The sequence below is a fragment of the Arthrobacter sp. NyZ413 genome (genome assembly GCF_049390645.1).
Lineage (GTDB): Bacteria > Actinomycetota > Actinomycetes > Actinomycetales > Micrococcaceae > Arthrobacter.
The window spans coordinates 591,383-611,783 of the sequence record NZ_CP155434.1 but is presented as its reverse complement, the minus strand read 5'-3'; the positions used below and the strand labels follow the sequence as shown (position 1 = coordinate 611,783).

Here is a 20,401-nt window from a genome sequence, read left to right as displayed (position 1 = left end):
GATGGGCTCCCCCGAGGGGAGCCCATCCTTTTGTCGTCTTGGCCTGCTTGCAGTCCCCGGCTACTGTCCCGGCTTGAAGCCGCCTTCGCGGCTTACGGCTCGAACTTGTATCCCAGGCCACGCACCGTGACGAGGTAGCGGGGAACGGAAGGATCAGGTTCGATCTTGCTCCGCAGCCGCTTGACGTGGACGTCGAGGGTCTTGGTATCTCCCACGTAATCCGAGCCCCAGACGCGGTCAATCAATTGCCCGCGGGTGAGCACACGGCCCGAGTTGCGAAGAAGCATCTCGAGGAGTTCGAATTCCTTCAGCGGCAACGAGACCTGTTCGCCGTTGACGCTCACCACGTGGCGCTCAATGTCCATCCGGACCGGACCGGCTTGGACCGTGGAGGTGATGAGCTCTTCGGGCTCGCCCTGCCGGCGGAGCACGGCCCGCACGCGCGCCACGAGTTCGCGCGAGGAGTACGGCTTGGTGACGTAGTCGTCGGCGCCCAATTCCAAACCAACCACTTTGTCTATTTCCGAGTCCTTGGCCGTCAGCATGATGACCGGAACCGTGGAACGCTGCCGCAACTGGCGGCACACCTCGGTGCCCGGCGTCCCTGGAAGCTGGAGGTCCAACAACACGAGGTCGGCGCCGTTGCGGTCGAACTCCACCAAGGCTTCGCTACCGTTGTCCACCACCTGGACGTCGAAGCCTTCTTTTCCCAAAAGATAGGACAGGGGGTCGCTGAAGGACTCCTCGTCCTCCACGATCAGAATCCTGCTCAAGCGCCAGCTCCTTGCTCTAGGGCGCGCACCGCGCCCGTCGTTTGAATCATGCTCCGGGGCGTCGCCCCGGCGTCGTCATTCTCCTGGCCTTCCATTTCGGGAAGGCGGATGGTGAAAGTCGAGCCCTGGCCAGGCTGGGACCATACGGTGACCTCGCCGCCGTGGTTGGACACCACGTGCTTGACGATGCTCAGTCCCAAACCCGTGCCGCCCGTCTGCCGCGACCTGGCGGCGTCCACGCGGTAGAAGCGTTCAAAGATGCGTTCCTGGTCCTCAGGGCTGAGCCCTTCGCCCTGGTCCGTCACGGCGATCGCCACCACGCCTTCCTTGGCGCGGACACCCACACCGACGCGGGTGTTCTCGGGCGAGTACCGGATGGCGTTGTCGATCAGGTTGCGCAGGGCGGTCACCAGCAGGTCCTGGTCACCGAACACCATGGTTTCGGTGCGGCCCCCCACCACGATCTTGATGTTCTTGACCTCGGCAGGCAATTGCGAACGGTCCACGGCTTCGGCGATGACGGCGTTGATGTCCACGGCATGGCCTTGCTGGGCCACATTGGCGCCCTGCAGCCGCGACAGTTCGATGATGTCCTGCACCAGCGCGGCAAGGCGGGTGGATTCCTTGTGCATGCGCTTGGCGAAGCGCCGGACGGCTTCTTCGTCGTCCGGGCTGGCCTCCAGGGCTTCCGCAAGGAGCGAGATCGCGCCCACCGGGGTCTTGAGTTCGTGCGAAACGTTGGCGACGAAGTCGTTGCGGATTTCCTCGGTACGCGTGATTTCGGTGCGGTCGTCTGCCAGGAGGACGATGTACTCCCACCCCAGCATGGCGGCGCGCACCTGCACCACGATGGTCCCCTTGCCGAGCGGACCGCGCGGCAATTCGAACGTCTCTTCCAGGATCACGCCGTCACGCCGGACCTTGGCTGTCATGTCCAGCAATTGCTTGTGGACCACCGTATGGCCCCGCACGAGGCCGTAGGCGTAAGCCGCGGGACTGGCCCGGACGACGCCGTCGATCGCGTCCACCACCACGAAAGCGCGCCCGACGACGGACAGCACCTCGGCGGCTCCCTCAGGCAGGAGGGGCTCGGTGACATCGAGGTCCACGATCTTCCGCTGCCGCTCGCTGAGCCTGAAAGCGAGCACGCCAAAGACGCCGCACGACAGGCCGGCAAGGCCTGCGATGACACCGATGAGCACTGGATCCACGGATCTAGCTTATGCGCTCGAAACACTGCAAAATATGGAACATCCACCAAACAGCGCCGGTTCAGCTAACGTTCACCTAAAGGTGCGTAACCGTTCATTGACCGCTGCCACCCTTACTAGTTGGACCGTAGTTTGCTGTGCCCATTTCCGTGCTGTATTGAGGAGTACGGAGGGATTCCAAGGAGAGGACGCCAACGTGCGCAAGGTATTTCAAGAGGAGCTCATCCAGGTCGGTGAGGACCTCATCGAGATCTCAAAGCTGGTCACAGAGGCAATCCAGAACGCGACCACTGCCTTTGAAGGGGCCGACGTCGATCTCGCCCAGGATGTCATCGCCGCGGATGCCCGCATCGATTTCCTGCAGAACGGCCTCGACGAACGCGCCATCGACATCCTCGCGCTCCAGGGTCCAGTCGCCAGCGACCTCCGCATGATCGTCGGCTCGCTGCGGATGAGCGCGTCTCTTGAACGCATGGGCGACCTCGCCCGGCACATCGCCCAGCTGGCACGCCTGCGCTACCCGGCCACCGTCATTCCGGAGCAGCTGACCGCAACGTTCAAGGACATGGCCCGCTTGGACCTGGAGATCATCCAGAAAGTCACCCAGCTCCTTGAGACGCGCGACCTCGAAGTTGCCCGCGACATCCTGAAGCTCAACATCGCCGTGGACGACCTCCACTTGAGCGTCTTCCGCGCCGTCGCCGACCCCGCTTGGGCAGAGACGTCGGCAACCACCGTGGACGTCGCCCTCGCCAGCCGCTACTTCGAGCGTTTCGCCGACCACGGCGTCTCCGTAGCCCGGAAGGTCACCTACCTGGTCACCGGCGAATGGCAGCCTGAAGGCTTCTAGCCGCGGCCTCCGCACCCGGCAAACAACGACGTCGGCCGGTCCACCTCGCCAGGTGGGCCGGCCGACGTCGTTACGCTTTTAAGTTACTTTTTGCCTTGGGCGGCGACGGCCTTGATGGATTCGGCCGCGGCCTCGGGGTCGAGGTAGGTGCCACCGCGGTTGATCGGCTGGAAGTTCTCGTCCAGATCGTAGACCAGCGGGATGCCCGTGGGGATGTTCAGGCCCGCGATGTCTTCGTCGCTGATTCCGTCGAGGTGCTTGACGAGTGCGCGCAGCGAGTTGCCGTGGGCCGTGACCAGGACGGTCTTGCCGGCCTTGAGGTCTTCCTTGATGTCCGATTCCCAGTACGGCAGAAGGCGTACGAGGACGTCCTTGAGGCATTCAGTACGCGGAAGGGCGTCGCCGAGGCCCGCGTAACGGGGATCGTTGGCCTGGGAGAACTCGCTGTCGTCGGAAAGGGGCGGCGGCGGGGTGTCGTAGCTGCGACGCCATTCCATGAACTGTTCTTCGCCGAATTCAGCGAGGGTCTGGGCCTTGTCCTTGCCTTGCAGGGCGCCGTAGTGGCGCTCGTTGAGGCGCCAGTCGCGCTTGACGTCGATCCAGCCGCGGTCGGCCTTGTCGAGGGCGATGTTGGCGGTGTTGATGGCCCGCTTCAGGCGCGAGGTGTACAGGATGTCAGGCAGCACGTTGTTCTCGACCAGGAGCTCTCCACCGCGGGCAGCTTCGGTACGGCCTTGGTCGTTCAAATCGACGTCCACCCAGCCGGTGAACAGGTTCTTTGCGTTCCAGTCGCTGTGGCCGTGGCGCAGCAGGATCAACTTGTAAGTCATGGTCCTCATCCTAAGCGATCCGGCCCTGCCGTTACCGGGCGTTACGCCGGACGGGACGGCCGGGGCACGGGCTGGTGCGGTTAAGCTTGGACCGTGGTGCAAAAGGCGGAACGGGTGCAGGGCAAGCGCGGCAAACCCGTCGGAAACGTCACGCGGGGCACCACCAATCCCAACCGGATGCGCCGGCTGGACCGCTGGTTGGCGGGACCACAGGCATGGCGGCTGCGCGCCGCCGTCGACCCCCTCGTGGTGGACTTGGGCTACGGCGCTTCGCCGGCCACCGCCGTCGAGCTTTTCGAACGCCTGCGGGTTGTCCGGGCCGACGTACGCGTGTGCGGGATCGAGATCGAGCCGGAGCGCGTCCGCATCGCCAAGGCTTTGGAACGGCCGGGGCTCGGCTTCGTGGTTGGCGGATTCGAACTCCCGGTACCCGGAAATCCTGTCGTCGTGCGTGCCTTCAACGTGCTGCGGCAATACGAGGAAGCAGACGTGGCCGGGATCTGGGACCTGGTCCGGTCACGCCTTGCACCTGACGGGTTGTTCATCGACGGCACATGCGACGAGATCGGCCGCCGCGTGACGTGGGTTGCCCTGGATGCCGACGGACCCCTCAGCCTGAGCATGTCCATGCGGTTCGGGGCCTTTGAGCGGCCCTCCGACGTCGCCGAACGCCTGCCCAAGGCACTCATCCACCGGAACATTCCCGGAGAACGGATCCATGCTTTCCTGAACGCCTTGGACAAGGCCTGGCTTGAGGCGGCTCCGCTCGCGTCGTTCGGGAACAGGCAGCGCTGGACCGCGATGTGCCGGGCAATGCGCGACGCCGGATGGCCGCTTCAGGACGGGCCGTCACGTTGGCGATTGGGCGAACTTACTGTCGACTGGCCGGCTGTGGCTCCGGGCGGGGATTACCAGGGCCCGTAGGGACCTTGGTTCCGGCCAGTCCCGGTTTCCTTCACGGCCGGACGGACATCGGCCAAATAGACGCAGGCGGCCGTGACCGCCGCAATCCCGAAGATTCCGAAACCGCCACCGCCGGTGAGGACGGACAGGCCGCCGATGATCGCCGCGACGGCGGTCATGGCGAGCCAGAAGGTCTTGGTGCGCTTGGATGCCGCTTCAAAGGAAGATGGCTTGTGGCGCAGGCAATCCACGAGGGCCCAGAGTTCCAAGGCAAAGGCGACCAGGCCCAGGATGTACCAAATCCCGTTCTGGATGTACCCGATGAGTTCTTTTCCGTCCACGCCCTCCAGCCTAGCTGTCAAGCGCCTTGAGCGCTTGCTCCAAATCAGACCAGAGGTCTTCGACGTTCTCGATTCCAATGCTCATCCGGACCAAGTTGTCCGGCACGCTGAGCGGCTCGGCCGTGTGCCGGCGTCGGCGTTCGATCAGGGACTCGACACCGCCGAGCGATGTTGCCGGGATCCACAACTGCAGCGCGCGGACCACGTCGTCGGCCGCCTCCGCGCCACTGCGGTTCCCGTCACCTGCGACTTGGATGCACAGGATGGAGCCGAAACCCTTCATCTGGGAGGTGGCCCGCTCATGCCCGGGGTCGTCGGGAAGGCCCGGGAACCGGATGGATTCAACGCGTGGGTGCGCACGCAAGCGCTCGGCCAGCGTCATCGCGGAAGCTTGCGAACGCTCGATCCGCAGGGCAAGCGTGCGCAGGCCGCGAAGCGCGAGCCAGGCCTCGAATGGTCCGGCGATGGCGCCGTGGATGATCCGGTGGTGCAGGAGCTCCGAGCGCAGTTCCGGGTTGGAGGTCACCAGCGCGCCGAGGACGACGTCGGAATGCCCGGCCAGGTATTTGGTCACCGAGTGGAGGACGACGTCGGAGCCCAGTTCCAGTGGCTGCTGGACGAGCGGCGTGGAAAAGGTGTTGTCCGTGACGACGATCGCACCGGCGTCGTGGGCTGCTGCCGTCAGGGCCCTGATGTCGGCGATGCCGAGCATGGGGTTGGTGGGACTTTCGATCCACAGCATGTTGGCGGGCTTCCCGTCCGCCGGGGCAAGCTGCGCTTTGACGGCCTCAGTGTCCGCGATGTCCACGGTCCGCAGCTCAAGGGCACCCTTGGCCGCCAGTTCGCTGGCCATGGCCAAGGATCCCGCATAGCTGTGGGAGGGCATGACCAGCACGCCGCCGGCGGGGAGCAGCGACAGCGCCGAGCTCACCGCCGCCAGGCCTGACGCATAGAGCAAGCCGGGCAGTTCAGCGCCTTCGAGCTGTGCCAGGGCCTCCTCGAAGGGATCCCACGTGGGGTTGGCGTAGCGTCCATAGCCGCGGTCGCCGTCGCTGAGCGCTCCCGTGCCGAAGTATGTGGAGGAGAGGACGATGGGAGGGTTGACGGGCTGGTCATGGCCGCGTTCGGGTCGGCCTGCCGCCACCACCACAGTTTCCGGGGACAGATCTGCGGCGTGTTCTCGGGAAAGACTCATTGCCCCAGCCTACGGCCGCCGGAGCGGTGGTCGGAAGCTGTTACGGCGATAGCCGTCGACGGCGGGGCGGGCCGCCGGGAAGGTGCCGTGGCAGCGGAACCCAGTGACGCCGTCGTCGTACTGTCTGTGATCCTCTGTAGGCTTGGATCCGTGACTACGCCGAGCCTTCAACAGGACCAGAGCCCGACCAAGGACCTGCGTCCGGGACTCTTCATCGCGTTCGAAGGCGGAGATGGCGCGGGTAAGTCCACGCAGGCGGCCCGCCTCGCGGAGTCACTGGAGTCGCTAGGGTTTGCCGTATTGCGTACGCGCGAACCCGGCGGCACGCCAATCGGCGAGAAGCTGCGGTCCCTCGTGCTGGACCACGGCCATGGCACCATCGATGCCCGGACCGAAGCCCTCATGTTCGCGGCTTCCCGTGCCGCCCATGCCAACCAGGTCATCCGGCCCGCGCTGGCGCGAGGTTCCGTCGTTATTACCGACCGGTACATCGACTCATCGGTGGCCTACCAAGGTGCGGGCCGGGACCTCGGAACCGGTGATGTGCGGCGGCTCAACGAATGGGCCACCGAAGGCCTCGAACCGGACTTGACCGTGCTTCTGGACGTGCACCCCGGGGAAGGCCGGGACCGCAGGACCGTAGGCAACGCTGCGGAAGACCGGCTCGAATCGGAACCGGACGAGTTCCACGCCCGCATTCGGGATGCTTTCCTGGAAGTCGCGCGGGCCCACCCTGACACGTATCTCGTGCTGCCGGCGGCGGACCCGATCGACGTCCTTGCCGCCCGGATCCTGCGGCGGGTACAGGACATCCTCGGGAGCCGCGCATGAGCGTTTGGGACGATCTCCGCGGCCAGGCGCCCGTCGTCGCGCAATTGCGTGCCGCTTCCCAAGGCGACGGCCTGACGCATGCCTGGTTGTTCACCGGGCCGCCGGGCTCCGGACGCTCGAATGCGGCCAAGGCGTTCGCGGCCGCGCTGAATTGCGACCAGGACGACGTCACCCTGCGCGGCTGCGGCGAATGCGCGTCTTGCCGGACGATCCTAGGCGAAACCCACTCGGACGTCACCTTCGTCCGCACCGAGAAAGTCACCATCACCATCGACGAGGCACGCCAGTTGGTGTCCAAAGCGGGCGACCGGCCGGCGTCGGGGCGGTGGCGCATCATCGTGGTGGAAGATGCCGACCGCATGGCCGAGCGCACCACCAACGTGCTCCTCAAAGCCATCGAAGAACCAACGCCACGGACCATCTGGATGCTTTGCGCCCCCTCGCCCGCGGACGTGCTGGTCACCATCCGCTCGCGTTGCCGTCCGGTCACCCTTCGGCTCCCGCCCGCCGCCGACGTCGCCGCCCTCTTGGTGAGCCGTGACGGCGTCGACCCCGCCATCGCGGACCGCGCCGCACGCGCCGCCCAAAGCCACATCGGCATCGCACGGCGCCTCGCCCGGGATCCCGAAGCGCGGGAACGCCGGATGGAGACGGTGCGGTTCCCGCTGGGCCTGCGCGGAGTGACGGCCGCCGTGATGATGGCCGAAAAACTGGTCAAGATCGCCACGGATGAGGCCAACAGCTCGAACGACGAGCGTGACGCCGCCGAAAAAACAGCCTTGCTCGCGAGCCTCGGCGCCCCGGAATCCGGAACATTGCCGCCGTCGATGCGCAGCCAGGTCAAGCAGCTCGAAGATGAGCAAAAACGGCGCGCCAAACGATCCGTCACCGACTCCTTGGACCGCACGCTCACCGACCTGCTTTCCTTCTACCGCGACGTCCTGGTCATCCAAATGGGAGACGCCGTGGACTTGGTCAACGTCGAACTGAGGAGCGAAATGGAACGCTATGCTGCCGGTTCGACGCCCGAAATCACTTTGGCGCGCATGGACGCCATCAACACGGCGCGGGTAAGGATCACCACAAGCAACGTCGCACCACTGCTGGCGGTTGAGTCCATGGCAAGCAGCCTGATCCAGCAATAGCCGGATAGTTTTAGAACTACAGCACGCTTCCCCACCTTGAGGAGTAACGCATGACGCCCGCACGACGTCGGCCCGCCGGGTCCCCTTCCAGGACACGGTTCCCTTCCCCACGGAAGGTGGTAGCGGCAGTCGCAACGTTGGTTTCCCTGAGTTTGATGCTGAGCGCGTGCGTATTCAGCCTGCCAGTGAACGGCGATGGCGCCGGCAACGCCAACTCGACCCAGGAATCCATCGCCGCCTCGGCACCGGAAGGCCTCAAGGACTTCTACACCCAAAAACTCAACTGGACGTCCTGCGAAAAGGACTTCCAATGCGCCAACGTCAAGGTTCCGGTGGACTACGCCAACCCCAATGCGGGCAGCATTTCCATCGCGGCCATCCGCTTGCGCAGCCAAGGCACCAAAAAGGGATCGCTGCTGGTCAATCCGGGCGGTCCCGGTGCTTCCGGCTACGATTTCGTCCGGGACGCGGGCACCACCCATTTCAGCAGCAAACTCCGGTCCAACTTCGACCTCGTGGGCTTCGATCCCCGCGGCGTCAAGCGCTCGGCACCAGTGACCTGTCAGACCGATTCCGAACGGGACGCATCCCGCGAAAAGGTCTACCGCTATGACACGGACCAAGGCATCGCAGCGGCACTCGCCGACAACAAGGCGATCATCGCCGAGTGCGTGGCGAAATCCGGACCGGCCCTGCCCTACATCGACACCGAGAGCTCGGCCAAGGACATGGACATCCTCCGTGCGACGCTTGGTGACACCAAACTCAATTACCTCGGCTTCTCCTACGGCACCTCACTCGGTTCGACCTACGCCTCGCTGTTCCCGGACAACGTAGGCAAGGTGGTACTGGACGGCGCCGTCGATCCCGCCCTCAACAACGAGGACCTCACGGCCGGCCAGGCGGAGGCGTTCGAAAAAGCGCTCCACAGCTACGTCGCCGATTGCCAAAGCCACGCTGGATGCCCCATGACCGGCAACGTCGACGAGGGCGTGCGGCAGATCCAGACCCTGATCACCGACGTCGAACAGACCCCCCAGCGCGCCAAAGACGGCCGCCTGGTCACGGGTGCCACGTTTGTCAGCGGATTGTTCACGCCGCTGTACGACAACGAATCCTGGCCAGTCCTGACCCAGGCTTTGACTGCGGCGTTCCAAGGCGATGTCTCGCTCATGCTGCGGATTGCCGACATCGGCGCTGACCGCGACCCCAACGGCACGTACACTTCCAACACCGCGTTCGCGTTCAACGCCATCAACTGCCTCGACTACCCGATGGTCACCGACACCCCGGGCATGCGGGCCGAAGAAGCCCGCTTGAAGCAGCTCTCCCCCACCTTCGGGTACTACTTCGCCTACGGCGGCATCAACTGCAAGGACTGGCCCTACAAGCCCGTGCACATCCCGGCGCCGGTCAAGTACACGGGCAAGGCATCGATCGTGGTTGTCGGCACCACGGGCGACCCCGCAACCCCGATTGCCTGGGCGGGTTCACTGCGGAAGGAACTCGGCAACGCCTCGCTGGTCACTTGGCAAGGCGAAGGCCACACCGCCTACGGCCGCTCCAACAGTTGCGTCACCAACTCCGTGGACGACTACTTCGTGGATGGAAAGGTGCCGTCGGACGGGACGATGTGCTGAGGGCGGGCGTGCTGTCCCCGGACCTAGAGCCGTAACGCTCGGGGCTCCAAGAGGGCTGGAAGGTGCTTCACCGAAGGCACTACGTCGGTGGCACCGGCTGCGCGCAAAGCGCCTTCCGGGTGGAAACCAGTGAGCACTCCGATCACCGCCGACGCTCCGGAGCGTACGCCGGACAGCATGTCGGAGCTCGTGTCCCCTACGACGGCAACCTCCCGGACGTCGTCGAGGTCGAGGGCGAGCACCGCGGTGAGGATCATGTCAGGGTAAGGCCGTCCACGGCCGGCGTCGGCGGGGCACAGGCTGAGATCGGCTTTGCCCATCCAGCCCAGTGACTCCAGCACCATGTTCTGCGTATGGCGGCCGAAGCCAGTGGCCAGGCAGACTTTCATGCCGGAATCATGCATCCAATCAATGGTCTCCTCGGCCCCGGGGATGGCACGGACCCCGCCCTCGGCGATCAAATCGTCATAGGCCCGCTCAAAGGCCTTGTTGGCTTTCTCAGCCCGTTCCGCGTCATCGAAAAGGTGGCTGAAGACGGTCATCTTCGAGAAACCCATCGTGTCCCGCGCGTAGCCGAGCATGCTCTCGAAACGCGTTGAGCCGGGCTCGACGCCGGTCTCCCGCAGTGCGTGCGACATCGCGCGCTCCGTCCGGCCATCGTCCGTGATGGTGGTGCCCACCATGTCCAGTACAGCAAGCCGGAGCCGCTCCGCGCGGCGCGGCCCGGCGTCGTTCGCGTTGATCCTCTTGCTGATGTCCATGCTCATGCGGCCCCTTCGCTGGTTAGTGACCGAAATCATGCGGCCACGTTAGACTGCCCAGCTTGCCTCGGGTCCTCGACGGCGGCTTGAACCCGGCGCGACGAGCGGATGAATTCCGCAACAACGCAGCTCGGAACGCCCTGCGGTAGAGCCGGATAGAGCGCCAACCCGGCCGTTTTGACCCGGACGAGGTGACTCTATTACAGTTGTGTCTTGCGTGATTCAGCCGGTTACCGGAAGATTGCGCGGTGCTTCCTTAGCTCAGTCGGTAGAGCGTTTCACTCGTAATGAAAAGGTCATCAGTTCGATTCTGATAGGAAGCTCGGGAAGCGAAGGCCTCCGATCCCCGTCAACACAAGGGATCGGGGGTCTTTGCTTTTGCTGGTCCGTCGCCGCACATATCCCCGCCGCAAAGATTTCGTAAAGATCCTCCGGCCAAGCAAGGAACGAACGCTGCAGCCCGATAGTTTGGGAGGCAGGCCGTCACTTGAGGTTTCCCCCAATCCTCAGGTGGCGGCGCTTTCTTTGAGGGGACGTCGCCACGAAATCCGCCGAGCCTCAGGCCCGGCAGACGAGTTCCTTCATCTGTACCTGGTCGACTTTGGTCAGCGATGACGTCACTTGTACCACTCTCTCCTGCCCTACGGGAAGTTCCCTCGAATCGGTGGATTCCGCGGTTCCAGCCATTTCCCCCGAGCTCAGGTGGAGGTTCATGCGAACTGTCACGCCTGCCGGGCACCCCGGACCCACCGATTCGACCAAGACCTGGGCACACCCGTTGGGTGCTGTGCCGCACTGGGGCGCGTCAACCCATTTCCAAAACAGCCCTGAACTGGCATCGTGGATCCACCCGGCGCCGCCTAGGCGCTTTGCAAGGAGCGTGTCCTCTCCGGGACGGGAGAGCAGGGCTTTTGAAAGCCCGATGCCGCCTGCCGTTGCGACGATAATCAACAGGATGATCCCGGCCACGACACTGACGAAGATGATGAGCCCTTTGTCGGCTTTCCGGGCCGCGCGCGGTACTGCCGGCATTTCCCCATCGGCGCGCACGGCGCCATCTGTTTTCCCCATGGGTTGAATCCTCGCCTGAGCGCGGCAAAGAATCAAAGATGTCGGCCACAAACACGGACAAGGCCCCGCACCCGCTGTAAACAGAGGTGCGAGGCCTTCCCATTGGAATTTGCCGCCTACGCGAAGTCGGAAACCGCCGGGTCAGGTCCGATGCGGCCCTCGGCGCCACGGTCCAGGCTGTTGATGGCCTCGATGTCGGATTCGTCCAGGGTGACTCCGAGCGCTGCGAAGTTCTCCTGGATGCGGGACTCGGTCACGGACTTGGGAATCACGACGTTGCCGATCGCCAAGTGCCAGGCGATGACCACCTGGGCCGGCGTGGCGGTGTGCTTCGCAGCGATCTCGGCAATGGTCGCATTCTCAAGCAGCTCGCCGCCTTGGCCAAGGGGCGACCACGCTTGGGTCAGGATGCCCTTGGACGCGCCGAACTCACGGAGTTCGGATTGGTTGAAGAAGGGGTGCAGCTCGACCTGGTGGATCGCCGGAACAACGCCTGTCTCGTCGATCAGCCGCTGCAGGCCTTCCTTGGTGAAGTTGGAGACACCGATGGACTTGACCCGGCCGCGCTTCTGGAGCTCGATGAGCGCCTTCCAGGTGTCCACGAACTTGTCCTGCTTGGGCTGCATCCAGTGGATCAGGTACAGGTCGAGCGTTTCCAGGCCGAGGAGGTCCAGGGACTTCTCGAAAGCCGCCAGGGTGGCCTCGTAGCCTTGGTCCGCGTTCCACAGCTTGGTGGTGATGAAGATTTCCCCGGGCTTGAGGCCGGAGGATGCGATCGCGCGCCCTACGCCTGCCTCGTTGCCGTAGATCTTGGCGGTATCGATGTGGCGGTAACCGGCATCGAATGCCTGGCGCACCACTTTCTCGGCTACATCGTCCTCAACCTGCCATACGCCGTAGCCGAGCTGGGGAATGGAATTGCCGTCGTTAAAAGTAAGGTTCGGTGACGAAGTCATGCCTTCCATCCTGCCAGCCAACGGCCACGAACAGGCCCGAATCCAGCCTGTCTAAGCTAGGCGCTTAATAGTTGCAACGTGGGAATAGAAGCGTGTGCAGCTAAATTCCGTTACCGCGCAAACCGCGTTACCCCTTCAGCAAGCGCTCGGCTTCATCCACATGCTCGTAAACCGCTTCTGCACGGCGCCGCACCGAGGCCGCCCCGACCGGTACAGGCCCGACGGCGAGACGGAGCATCGCTGCGGCCTCCGCCGTGGTGGCAAGGGAGTTACCCGCTTTGGACAGTGCACGATGGACACCGGAGAGCGAACCGGAAATGTCGTACCCGTCGCTCGGCGCGCGGAGTTGCGCTTCCACACAGACAGCGCGGACCCTGGCGGAGAGCGCCGCCAACTCATTGGCGATCTCCACGAGTTCCACGTAGAGCTGTTCGTCGTCCACGCCCTCAAGCACTTGGTGGTAACGGTCCAAACCACGATGGAAACGGTCGTGGGCTCGCCGCCATAATCCCTTGCCGAGTTCTGCGTCGTCCTTCCGCCCCTGCCGGACGGCCCCAAAGAATCCCAATCCGAGGCTCAAAGATACTGGCCCGGACCGTGGTCCGGATCATCGACGCGGGGGCCCTTCCCAGGCTCCGCTTCGTTGCCCGGGAGATGTGCGCGTTGCGGTTCACCATTCTCGCCAATGACCACGCCGGGGGCGATCATGGTTCCGGGCGGCAATTGGCGCAACTGCAGCTGGGCCACAGCATGCTCCCGGGCCGCCTGCTGGGCAGCGATGGCCGTCTGGATTCCGTGGAACAGCCCTTCGAGCCAACCAACCAGCTGGGCCTGGGCGATGCGAAGCTCCGCGTCGGAGGGGGTCGCGTTCTCCGGGAACGGAAGGCTGATGCGTTCGAGCTCCTCCACGAGCTCAGGGGCCAGTCCATCCTCAAGCTCTTTGATTGAGCGTTCGTGGATTTCTGCCAAGCGTCCGCGCGCGGCCTGGTCCAAGGGCGCACTCTTCACTTCTTCAAGGAGCTGACGGATCATGGTTCCGATCCGCATCACTTTGGCGGGTTCGTCAACCAGGTCCTGCAGGTTGCTGGCTTTCCTTTCGCCGGGCTTGGCACCGGCGGGCGAGTCGGAATCTGAGCTACCCTCAGTCGCTCCCCCATCCAAGGTGGTGCCCTCCACGGGGATATCGTCCACGTTCCCGCCGTTTGCCTGAGTGCCATCCTGATCGCTCATGCGTTCATACTCTCACGCGGCGCAACCCGGCCCAGAGCCTTGACGAGTATTTCGCCTTCGTCCTTAGCGAAACCACACTTTTCGTAAAACCCGGTGGCATAGAGGTTCGCTGGAACCCAGACTTCCTCGATTCCCCGGTGCCGCATCCAGTCCTCCATCGCCGAAATCATGGACCGGCCTATGCCCTGGCGACGCCACTGCGCGTGCGTGCCCATCTCCATGAGGAGCAGTTCCGCCCACGGCCCGGCGTTTCGGCGCCGCTGAATGCAGCAATGCAGGAACCCCAGCGTCTCGCCGCTCGCCTCGGCCAGCCAGAACAACACCGACGGGTCCCCCAAAAAGGAAGTGGCGGCGTCGTACGTCAGAGGCCCGGAAGGCTCCACAGAAGTGTCTTCGTCAAAGAGGTTGTCCACCTCGCCGAGGCGGATGAGGGCGCCAGCGTCGGCGGGCGTGAGCAGCCGGATCCGGATGTCCGGCGTCATGGCGCCGCCGGGCCCTGGGCACGGACTGCTCCGGACAGGCCGTTGCCCGCGCCGTTTCCCAGCTGGACCATCCTCGCCTCGCAAAGATCCAGCCAACGGGCTTCGGCCTCCGCATGGAAGATCAACGAATCCAGGACGAGCAGCTTGGCGGTGTCGGCCGCCCTTTGGTTGGCGGCCACATCCTTGCGTTCCTGCGTGTAGTCCTGAAGTTCCTGGAGGGAACTCTCGCGCTGCGCGTGGATGACGGCGGTGACGTCGACGCCCGCCGTCGAAACGGCCATGGCCAGCTTGATGGCCAGTTCGTTCCGCAGCGGCGCGCCGCGTTCGACGGCGGAGGCGAACCATTGGCGCGTCTCCGCGGCACCCGCATCGGTGAGGGAGTAGAGCACGTGGCCGCCGCCGTCGTCGCCCTCCTTGCGGACCAGGCCATCGCGCTCCAACCGGTTCAGGGTGGTATATACCTGGCCGACGTTCAGGGGCCAAACGGCCCCGGTGCGCTCCTCGAACGAGGCCCGCAATTGGTAGCCATAGCGCGGTTCCTCATGAAGCAATGCCAAGATGCCGTACCGGATGGACATCGTTCTCCTTCCTGCAGCTCGGACTGTGGGCTAGAGAAGCAGAAGGACTTTGCCCATGTGCTCTCCGGAGTCGAAATACTCGTGGGCGTCGCGGACCTGTTCCAAGGGGAAGGACTTGGCCACAAGCGGCTTGATCCTGCCATCGGCCAACATCGGCCACACCGACTCGCGGACCGCGTTCATGATGACCCCCTTTTCCGCGACCGGCCGCGGGCGCAAGGCGGTAGCGATAATCGCGGCGCGCTTGCTCAGCAGCTGGCCGAGGTTGAGTTCGCCCTTGACGCCGCCCTGGAGGCCAATCACCACCAGCCTGCCGTAGTCCGCCAAAGCGTCCACGTTTTGCTGCAAGTATTTGGCCCCGACGACGTCGAGGATGACGTCCGCCCCCTTGCCGCCGTTTTGTGTTTTGAGGCTCGCGACGAAATCTTCCTCGGCGTAGTTGATGGCGATATCCGCCCCGAGGAACGCTTTCGCGGTGCCGACCTTCTCGGCGGTACCGGCCGTCACCGCCACTTTGGCTCCATATGCCTTGGCAAGTTGGATGGCCATGCTGCCGATGCCGCCTGTAGCGCCATGAATGAGCACAGTCTCGCCGGGCTGGAGCTGCGCGGTCATGAACAGGTTCGAATACACGGTGGCCGCCACCTCAGGCAAGGCGGCAGCGGTCACCAAGTCAACGCCGTCGGGCAGTCGCAGGACTTGTTCCGCCGGAACCGCAACCTGCTGCGCGTAGCCGCCGCCGGAAAGGAGCGCCACTACTTTGTCGCCGATCGAAAACGCCTTGCTCACCTCGGGTCCGAACGCCGCGATGCGGCCGGAAACCTCCAGCCCGGGAATGTCCGACGCCCCCGGCGGTGGCGGGTAGAAGCCGCGGCGCTGCTGGACATCGGCCCGGTTGAGTCCGGCGGCGACGACGTCGATGAGCACCTCTCCCGGACCGGGAACCGGCGAAGGGACGTCACGGACTTCGAGAACCTCGGGGCCACCCGGTTCGGAGATGTAGACGGCTTTCATGCGCGCGCTCCCCCTTCTTTGCTCGTCACAGTTGGCCTGCTCGGACGCCTTAACGCTGATCGTCGCAACGATGACTTTTTGGCGCAGCCAACTCCCTATGAAACACTACTAGGCAGGGAAGGTTGTCCGAGCGGCCTAAGGAGCTGGTCTTGAAAACCAGTGTGCGGTAACCCCGCACCAAGGGTTCAAATCCCTTACCTTCCGCGGAGCGCGGCAATCGCGCACAAAAAGGCCTGCCGGGTGAATTCGAATTCACCCGGCAGGCCTTTTGTTTTGCCCGGAAATACCGCTGGCCGGTTCCCCCAGAGGAACCGGCCAGCGAATTGCGGTCTGCCTAGACGGCCACTTCCAGGTAGCCGTCCACAAGGCGCGTGCTGTAGGTAGGCAAGCGGAGTTCAGGGTTGGTGAAGCACTCGCCCGTCTCGAGGTCGTAGACCTCTTTGTGGAGCGGCGAGGCGATGGTCGGCCGGCTGCCACGGGAACCTGTGATGCCACGGGCCATCACGTTGGCGAGGGTTGCCGGGTCCTGCTGGGACACTGCCATTACTTGGTCATGTTTCGTGCGAAACAGCGCCACCTGCCGGCCACCCACCAGCGCGGCTTCGCCCCAGGCGGGTTCGAGCTCCTCGATGGCGCAGACGCGATGCCAAGCGGACGCCGTGGTTGCGTCCAAAAGGTTCTCGCGTTCCAGAATTGCGGTCATTTCATCCCCTATCGCTAGCCTGCCGATCTGGCGGATCCATTTCCGTCATCCGGTGCGGGCCATTTGCGGCCACAACTTCACGTTAGGCCTGCCATGTTTCGTCGGAATGCAGCCAATGTATCTTGTTCGTAAAGGACACCTCACACGGCGCGGATTCCCTCAGTGATGCGGAAGTTAAGTCCATGAAACACACGGGAAACTGACGCGAAACTGCCCCTCCCTACTCTGAAACCACTAGTCGCGGAGGACGGTTCTGCGGCACACGCGAAAGGCCGCCCGTGACCGAATACACTTCCAACCCCGAAACCGCACGCCGCGTCGTTGTCGCCGGTGGTGGGCCCGCCGCCCATCGTTTTGCCGAGGCAATGCACACCCGCGGCCTCGAGGGCTGGCACGTGATTGTCCTGACGGAAGAGGCACACCTCCCCTACGACCGCGTCGCGTTGAGCAAGGCCCTCACCGAGATGGACCACGACCTCACTTTGGGTGACGCGTCCATGTGGGAGCACGATTCGTTGGACCTGCGTACCGGTGAGCGCGTCGCCAGGATCAATACCGCGTCCAAGACGGTGGAAACCGCTGCCGGCAACACCTATCCGTATGATGACCTCGTAGTCGCCACGGGTTCGAATGCGGCGCGACTCCCCATCCCCGGCGCCGAGCACACCCATGTGTACCGGACCCTCGAAGACGTGTGGGCCATCAACAAGGCCATCACCGAGCTCACCGAAAAACTTGGGCGGCAGGTCAATGCTGTGACCATCGGCGGGGGCCTGCTCGGCCTCGAATCGGCGGCCGGCACCGAGCGCCTCGGCGCCCGCCCGGTAGTCATCGACGGCGCCGCTTGGCTCATGGCGACGCAGCTCGACGAAGGTGCCGGCGAAGCGATGGGACGGCTTATCAAAGCCAAGGGATTTGAAGTGCACGGCGGGGTTTTCCCTTCCGAAGTGCTTTCCGACGACGACGGCCAGGTCACCGGAGTCCTGATGGCCGACGGCCGCATCATCGACGCCGACATCGTCATCGTGGCGATCGGTGTCAGGCCGAGGGATGAACTGTTCCGTGCGCCCGAAGGCGAGGAACAGGTCTTTTCGCTCGGTCCGCGCGGCGGAGTGGTCATTTCCGACAGCTGCGAAACCGAGATCCCCGGGGTGTGGGCGATTGGTGAGGTGGCGAACTTCGGCGGGATGTGCCTGGGCCTGGTGGCCCCGGCGAACACGATGGCAGAGATCGTCGCGGACCGCCTGCACGGCGGGGAAGCGACCTTCCCGGGCTTTGACACCGCCACCAAGCTCAAGCTCTCCGGCGTGGACGTGGCCAGCTTCGGGGACGCGTTCGCCAAGACCGAACACGCCCTGGAAATCGTCTACGCCGACCCCGCCCGCGGCGTCTACCAGAAAATCGTCACCACCGACGACGCCAAGACCCTCCTGGGCGGCATCTTCGTCGGCGACGCCACCCCGTACATGAGCCTGCGCCCGCTCCTGGGCCGGGAACTCCCGGCCGAACCCGGCGCGTACCTCACCGCCGCCGGCGGCGGGGACGCCCCCGAAACCGAACTGCCCGACGACGCGATCCTGTGCTCGTGCAACAACGTCGCCGCCGGGTCCATCCGGGACGCGATCAACGGCTGCGGATCCTGCGAGGGCAACACCCCGGTGCGGGAACTGGGCGAACTGAAGGCCTGCTCCCGGGCCGGGACCCAGTGCGGGTCCTGCGTGCCGATGCTCAAGAAGCTCCTCGAAGGGGAACTGAAGAAGTCCGGCATCGAGGTCTCCAAGGCCCTGTGCGAACACTTCGCGCTCTCGCGCCAGGAACTCTTCGACGCCATCCGCGTCCTGGAACTGGACTCCTTCGAAGAGATCCTGGCCAAATACGGCACCGGCGCCGGCTGCGACATCTGCAAACCCACCATCGCCTCGATTTTGGCGTCCCAGCATTCCGCCTATGTGCTCGATGCCGGCCGGGGAACGCTGCAGGACACCAACGACCGCGCGCTGGCCAACATGCAAAAGGACGGGACCTACTCGGTGGTCCCCCGCATCGCCGGCGGGGAAATCACGCCAGACAAGCTCGTAATCATCGGTACTGTCGCGAAGAAGTACGGGCTGTACACGAAGATCACGGGTGGTCAGCGCATCGACATGTTCGGTGCCCGCCTGGAGCAACTTCCGGAGATCTGGAAGGAACTGGTCGACGCCGGGTTCGAGTCCGGCCAGGCGTACGGCAAGAGCCTGCGCACGGTGAAATCCTGCGTCGGTTCCACCTGGTGCCGCTTCGGTGTCCAGGATTCCGTGGCGATGGCCATCAACCTGGAGCTGCGGTACCGCGGGCTGCGGAGCCCCCACAAGCTCAAGCTCGGCGTTTCCGGCTGCGCCCGTGAATGCGCCGAAGCCCGGGGCAAGGACGTCGGCGTGATCGCGACGGCGGACGGCTGGAACCTTTACGTGGGAGGCAACGGCGGTGCGAACCCCGCGCATGCCCAACTCCTCGCAGGCGGGCTGGATGACGAGACCCTCATCAAGTACATCGACCGCTATTTCATGTACTACATCCGTACCGCCGACCGCCTGCAGCGCACCGCGCATTGGCAAGCGGATCTCGACGGCGGGCTCGACCACGTGCGGCAGGTCGTCGTCGAGGACTCGCTCGGCATCGCCCGGGAACTTGAGGCGGCCATCGCCGCCCACGTCGAGAACTATGAAGACGAATGGGCCGCGACGCTCAAGGATCCCGAGCGCCTCCGCCGCTTCCGTTCCTTCGTCAACGCTCCGGACGCCGCCGATGAATCGATCGCATTCGTTCCCGAGCGCGGCCAGATCCGTCCGGCTACCCGGGAGGAAAAGGGCAGCGTCCTGATCTCCTCCGCCGCCATCCCTGTCCGCGGAATGGAGGGCTAAGGGCACGCTGCCGGTTCCCAGCCCGCGTTCACTTCCCGGTAACGCGGGCTGGCTAGGATCGAGCGCATGATTAATATGATCCAGGCCGTCATCATGGGCCTGCTGCAGGGAATCACAGAGCTCTTTCCGATTTCCAGCCTTGGCCATAGCGTGATCCTCCCCAAGCTTTTTGCTTGGAACCTGGACCAGAAAGCGCCTGAGTTCCTCAACTTCCTCATCGCCACCCATTTGGCGACAGCGGTCGTGCTGTTCTTCTTCTTCCTCCGCGACTGGATCGAAATCGCCAAGGGGCTGGGGCGGTCCATCCGCGACCGGAAGGTGGCGCCGTCGGACACGTACGCGAAGCTCGGCTGGCTCCTCGTCATCGGTACCATCCCGGCCGGAATCATCGGCCTGGTCCTGGAAAAGCCCATCCGGAACCTGTTTGGATCCCCGCTGGTCGCAGCCGCTTTCCTGATGATCAACGGAATCGTCCTTTTCGCCGCCGAGCGGCTGCGGACCCGGGAAAGCCGCCGGTCCGCCCGGCCGGTAACCGCTACAGCGTCCGACGCCGAGATCGCCACCTTGTCGTGGAAGCGCGCGTTGGTCATCGGCACCGCCCAGGCGTCCGCGCTGATCCCGGGTGTTTCCCGTTCCGGGTCCTCGATGGTGGGTGGCCTGCTCTCCGGCTTGAACAATGAGAACGCCGCCCGTTTCAGCTTCCTGCTCGCGACCCCGATCATCGGGGCGGCAGCGTTGCTCAAGCTTCCCGAACTTTTCGCTCCCTCCATGGCCGACGAACGCGGCGTATTCCTGGTAGGCGCCCTGTGTGCGGGCGTCGCGGCCTGGTTCGCCACCAAGTTCCTTTTGCGCTTCTTCGAGACGAAAACCCTGATGCCTTTCGCCATTTACTGCGTGCTGGGCGGCGCGATCTACTTCGTCCTGATGCTCTTCATGGGGTGAGACGCGGTCAGGGCATTGAAACTGTCAGGGGGCCCGCATAGGGTT

21 protein-coding genes and 2 tRNA genes are annotated in these 20,401 nt (G+C 64.4%); 9 read left to right on the top strand and 14 right to left on the bottom strand.

Translation table 11 applies throughout. From position 1 onward, the window contains the following. Positions 1-92 precede the first annotated feature (92 nt). Positions 93-773: a response regulator transcription factor gene (locus ABCW42_RS02985; RefSeq protein ID WP_133206821.1), complete on the bottom strand. Its 681-nt coding sequence runs from the start codon at positions 771-773 to the stop codon at positions 93-95. Continuing rightward, a complete protein-coding gene (locus tag ABCW42_RS02980) occupies positions 770-1,975 on the bottom strand; it encodes a sensor histidine kinase (RefSeq protein WP_423184791.1) in 1,206 nt (401 codons plus the stop codon). Before ABCW42_RS02980 ends, ABCW42_RS02985 begins: the two co-directional genes overlap by 4 nt. A gap of 205 nt (positions 1,976-2,180) precedes the next feature. On the opposite strand from ABCW42_RS02980, the gene phoU reads away from it, so the two are divergent. Continuing rightward, positions 2,181-2,834, top strand: coding sequence for a phosphate signaling complex protein PhoU (gene phoU / locus ABCW42_RS02975; protein WP_133206822.1), 654 nt, complete (start codon positions 2,181-2,183; stop codon positions 2,832-2,834). A gap of 83 nt (positions 2,835-2,917) precedes the next feature. On the opposite strand, the gene ABCW42_RS02970 is transcribed toward phoU, so the two are convergent. After that, positions 2,918-3,664 carry a phosphoglyceromutase gene (locus ABCW42_RS02970; RefSeq protein ID WP_423183454.1) on the bottom strand — a complete coding sequence of 249 codons (747 nt, stop codon included), beginning with the start codon at positions 3,662-3,664 and terminating at the stop codon, positions 2,918-2,920. Between the two features lie 93 nt (positions 3,665-3,757). Between ABCW42_RS02970 and ABCW42_RS02965 the strand changes: the two genes are divergently transcribed. After that, a complete protein-coding gene (locus ABCW42_RS02965) occupies positions 3,758-4,588 on the top strand; it encodes a class I SAM-dependent methyltransferase (RefSeq protein WP_423183453.1) in 831 nt (276 codons plus the stop codon). On the opposite strand, the gene ABCW42_RS02960 is transcribed toward ABCW42_RS02965, so the two are convergent. After that, positions 4,573-4,908 carry a DUF2516 family protein gene (locus ABCW42_RS02960; RefSeq protein ID WP_133206824.1) on the bottom strand — a complete coding sequence of 112 codons (336 nt, stop codon included), beginning with the start codon at positions 4,906-4,908 and terminating at the stop codon, positions 4,573-4,575. The two genes, ABCW42_RS02965 and ABCW42_RS02960, sit on opposite strands and share 16 nt — an antisense overlap. Before the next feature lie 10 nt (positions 4,909-4,918). Next, on the bottom strand, positions 4,919-6,103 hold the full coding sequence (locus ABCW42_RS02955; RefSeq protein WP_423183452.1) for a trans-sulfuration enzyme family protein: 1,185 nt from the start codon (positions 6,101-6,103) through the stop codon (positions 4,919-4,921). A 150-nt stretch (positions 6,104-6,253) separates the two neighbouring features. Between ABCW42_RS02955 and tmk the strand changes: the two genes are divergently transcribed. The 3 genes from tmk to ABCW42_RS02940 are packed head-to-tail and all read left to right on the top strand — an operon-like array spanning position 6,254 to position 9,719. Then, positions 6,254-6,934: a dTMP kinase gene (gene tmk / locus ABCW42_RS02950; RefSeq protein WP_423183451.1), complete on the top strand. Its 681-nt coding sequence runs from the start codon at positions 6,254-6,256 to the stop codon at positions 6,932-6,934. Continuing rightward, positions 6,931-8,079 carry a DNA polymerase III subunit delta' gene (locus ABCW42_RS02945; protein WP_423183450.1) on the top strand — a complete coding sequence of 383 codons (1,149 nt, stop codon included), beginning with the start codon at positions 6,931-6,933 and terminating at the stop codon, positions 8,077-8,079. The genes tmk and ABCW42_RS02945 overlap by 4 nt, the downstream gene beginning before the upstream one ends. Before the next feature lie 50 nt (positions 8,080-8,129). Then, on the top strand, positions 8,130-9,719 hold the full coding sequence (locus ABCW42_RS02940) for an alpha/beta hydrolase (protein ID WP_423183449.1): 1,590 nt from the start codon (positions 8,130-8,132) through the stop codon (positions 9,717-9,719). A 23-nt stretch (positions 9,720-9,742) separates the two neighbouring features. Here the strand turns inward: ABCW42_RS02940 and ABCW42_RS02935 are convergent, their stop codons facing one another. Further along, positions 9,743-10,480, bottom strand: coding sequence for an HAD family hydrolase (locus tag ABCW42_RS02935; RefSeq protein ID WP_423184790.1), 738 nt, complete (start codon positions 10,478-10,480; stop codon positions 9,743-9,745). A 250-nt stretch (positions 10,481-10,730) separates the two neighbouring features. Here ABCW42_RS02935 and ABCW42_RS02930 point away from each other — a divergent pair. Beyond that, a tRNA-Thr gene (locus tag ABCW42_RS02930) sits at positions 10,731-10,803 on the top strand. A 235-nt stretch (positions 10,804-11,038) separates the two neighbouring features. Here the strand turns inward: ABCW42_RS02930 and ABCW42_RS02925 are convergent. The 7 genes from ABCW42_RS02925 to ABCW42_RS02895 form a co-directional block, all read right to left on the bottom strand. Next, the gene (locus ABCW42_RS02925; RefSeq protein WP_423183448.1) at positions 11,039-11,551 is read right to left on the bottom strand and encodes a hypothetical protein; all 513 of its coding nucleotides are present in this window, start codon (positions 11,549-11,551) and stop codon (positions 11,039-11,041) included. A 116-nt stretch (positions 11,552-11,667) separates the two neighbouring features. After that, positions 11,668-12,507, bottom strand: coding sequence for an aldo/keto reductase (locus ABCW42_RS02920; protein ID WP_423183447.1), 840 nt, complete (start codon positions 12,505-12,507; stop codon positions 11,668-11,670). Between the two features lie 127 nt (positions 12,508-12,634). Further along, positions 12,635-13,075 carry a hypothetical protein gene (locus ABCW42_RS02915; protein ID WP_423184789.1) on the bottom strand — a complete coding sequence of 147 codons (441 nt, stop codon included), beginning with the start codon at positions 13,073-13,075 and terminating at the stop codon, positions 12,635-12,637. 8 nt (positions 13,076-13,083) lie between these two features. Further along, positions 13,084-13,737: a bacterial proteasome activator family protein gene (locus tag ABCW42_RS02910; RefSeq protein WP_423183446.1), complete on the bottom strand. Its 654-nt coding sequence runs from the start codon at positions 13,735-13,737 to the stop codon at positions 13,084-13,086. Further along, positions 13,734-14,219 (bottom strand): GNAT family N-acetyltransferase, encoded by a 486-nt coding sequence (locus ABCW42_RS02905; RefSeq protein WP_423183445.1) that lies wholly within the window; start codon positions 14,217-14,219, stop codon positions 13,734-13,736. The genes ABCW42_RS02910 and ABCW42_RS02905 overlap by 4 nt, the downstream gene beginning before the upstream one ends. Then, on the bottom strand, positions 14,216-14,797 hold the full coding sequence (locus ABCW42_RS02900; RefSeq protein ID WP_423183444.1) for a PadR family transcriptional regulator: 582 nt from the start codon (positions 14,795-14,797) through the stop codon (positions 14,216-14,218). The genes ABCW42_RS02905 and ABCW42_RS02900 overlap by 4 nt, the downstream gene beginning before the upstream one ends. A 30-nt stretch (positions 14,798-14,827) precedes the next feature. After that, positions 14,828-15,811 carry an NAD(P)H-quinone oxidoreductase gene (locus ABCW42_RS02895; protein WP_423183443.1) on the bottom strand — a complete coding sequence of 328 codons (984 nt, stop codon included), beginning with the start codon at positions 15,809-15,811 and terminating at the stop codon, positions 14,828-14,830. Between the two features lie 116 nt (positions 15,812-15,927). Between ABCW42_RS02895 and ABCW42_RS02890 the strand changes: the two genes are divergently transcribed. Beyond that, positions 15,928-16,015: transfer RNA gene (locus tag ABCW42_RS02890), tRNA-Ser, on the top strand. A 130-nt stretch (positions 16,016-16,145) separates the two neighbouring features. On the opposite strand, the gene nirD is transcribed toward ABCW42_RS02890, so the two are convergent. Beyond that, complete coding sequence (nirD, locus tag ABCW42_RS02885; protein ID WP_423183442.1) at positions 16,146-16,514, bottom strand: nitrite reductase small subunit NirD; 369 nt, start codon at positions 16,512-16,514, stop codon at positions 16,146-16,148. Between the two features lie 278 nt (positions 16,515-16,792). Between nirD and nirB the strand changes: the two genes are divergently transcribed. Beyond that, on the top strand, positions 16,793-19,414 hold the full coding sequence (gene nirB / locus ABCW42_RS02880) for a nitrite reductase large subunit NirB (RefSeq protein ID WP_423183441.1): 2,622 nt from the start codon (positions 16,793-16,795) through the stop codon (positions 19,412-19,414). Between the two features lie 66 nt (positions 19,415-19,480). Beyond that, positions 19,481-20,356 carry an undecaprenyl-diphosphate phosphatase gene (locus ABCW42_RS02875; protein WP_423183440.1) on the top strand — a complete coding sequence of 292 codons (876 nt, stop codon included), beginning with the start codon at positions 19,481-19,483 and terminating at the stop codon, positions 20,354-20,356. Positions 20,357-20,401: the final 45 nt, after the last annotated feature.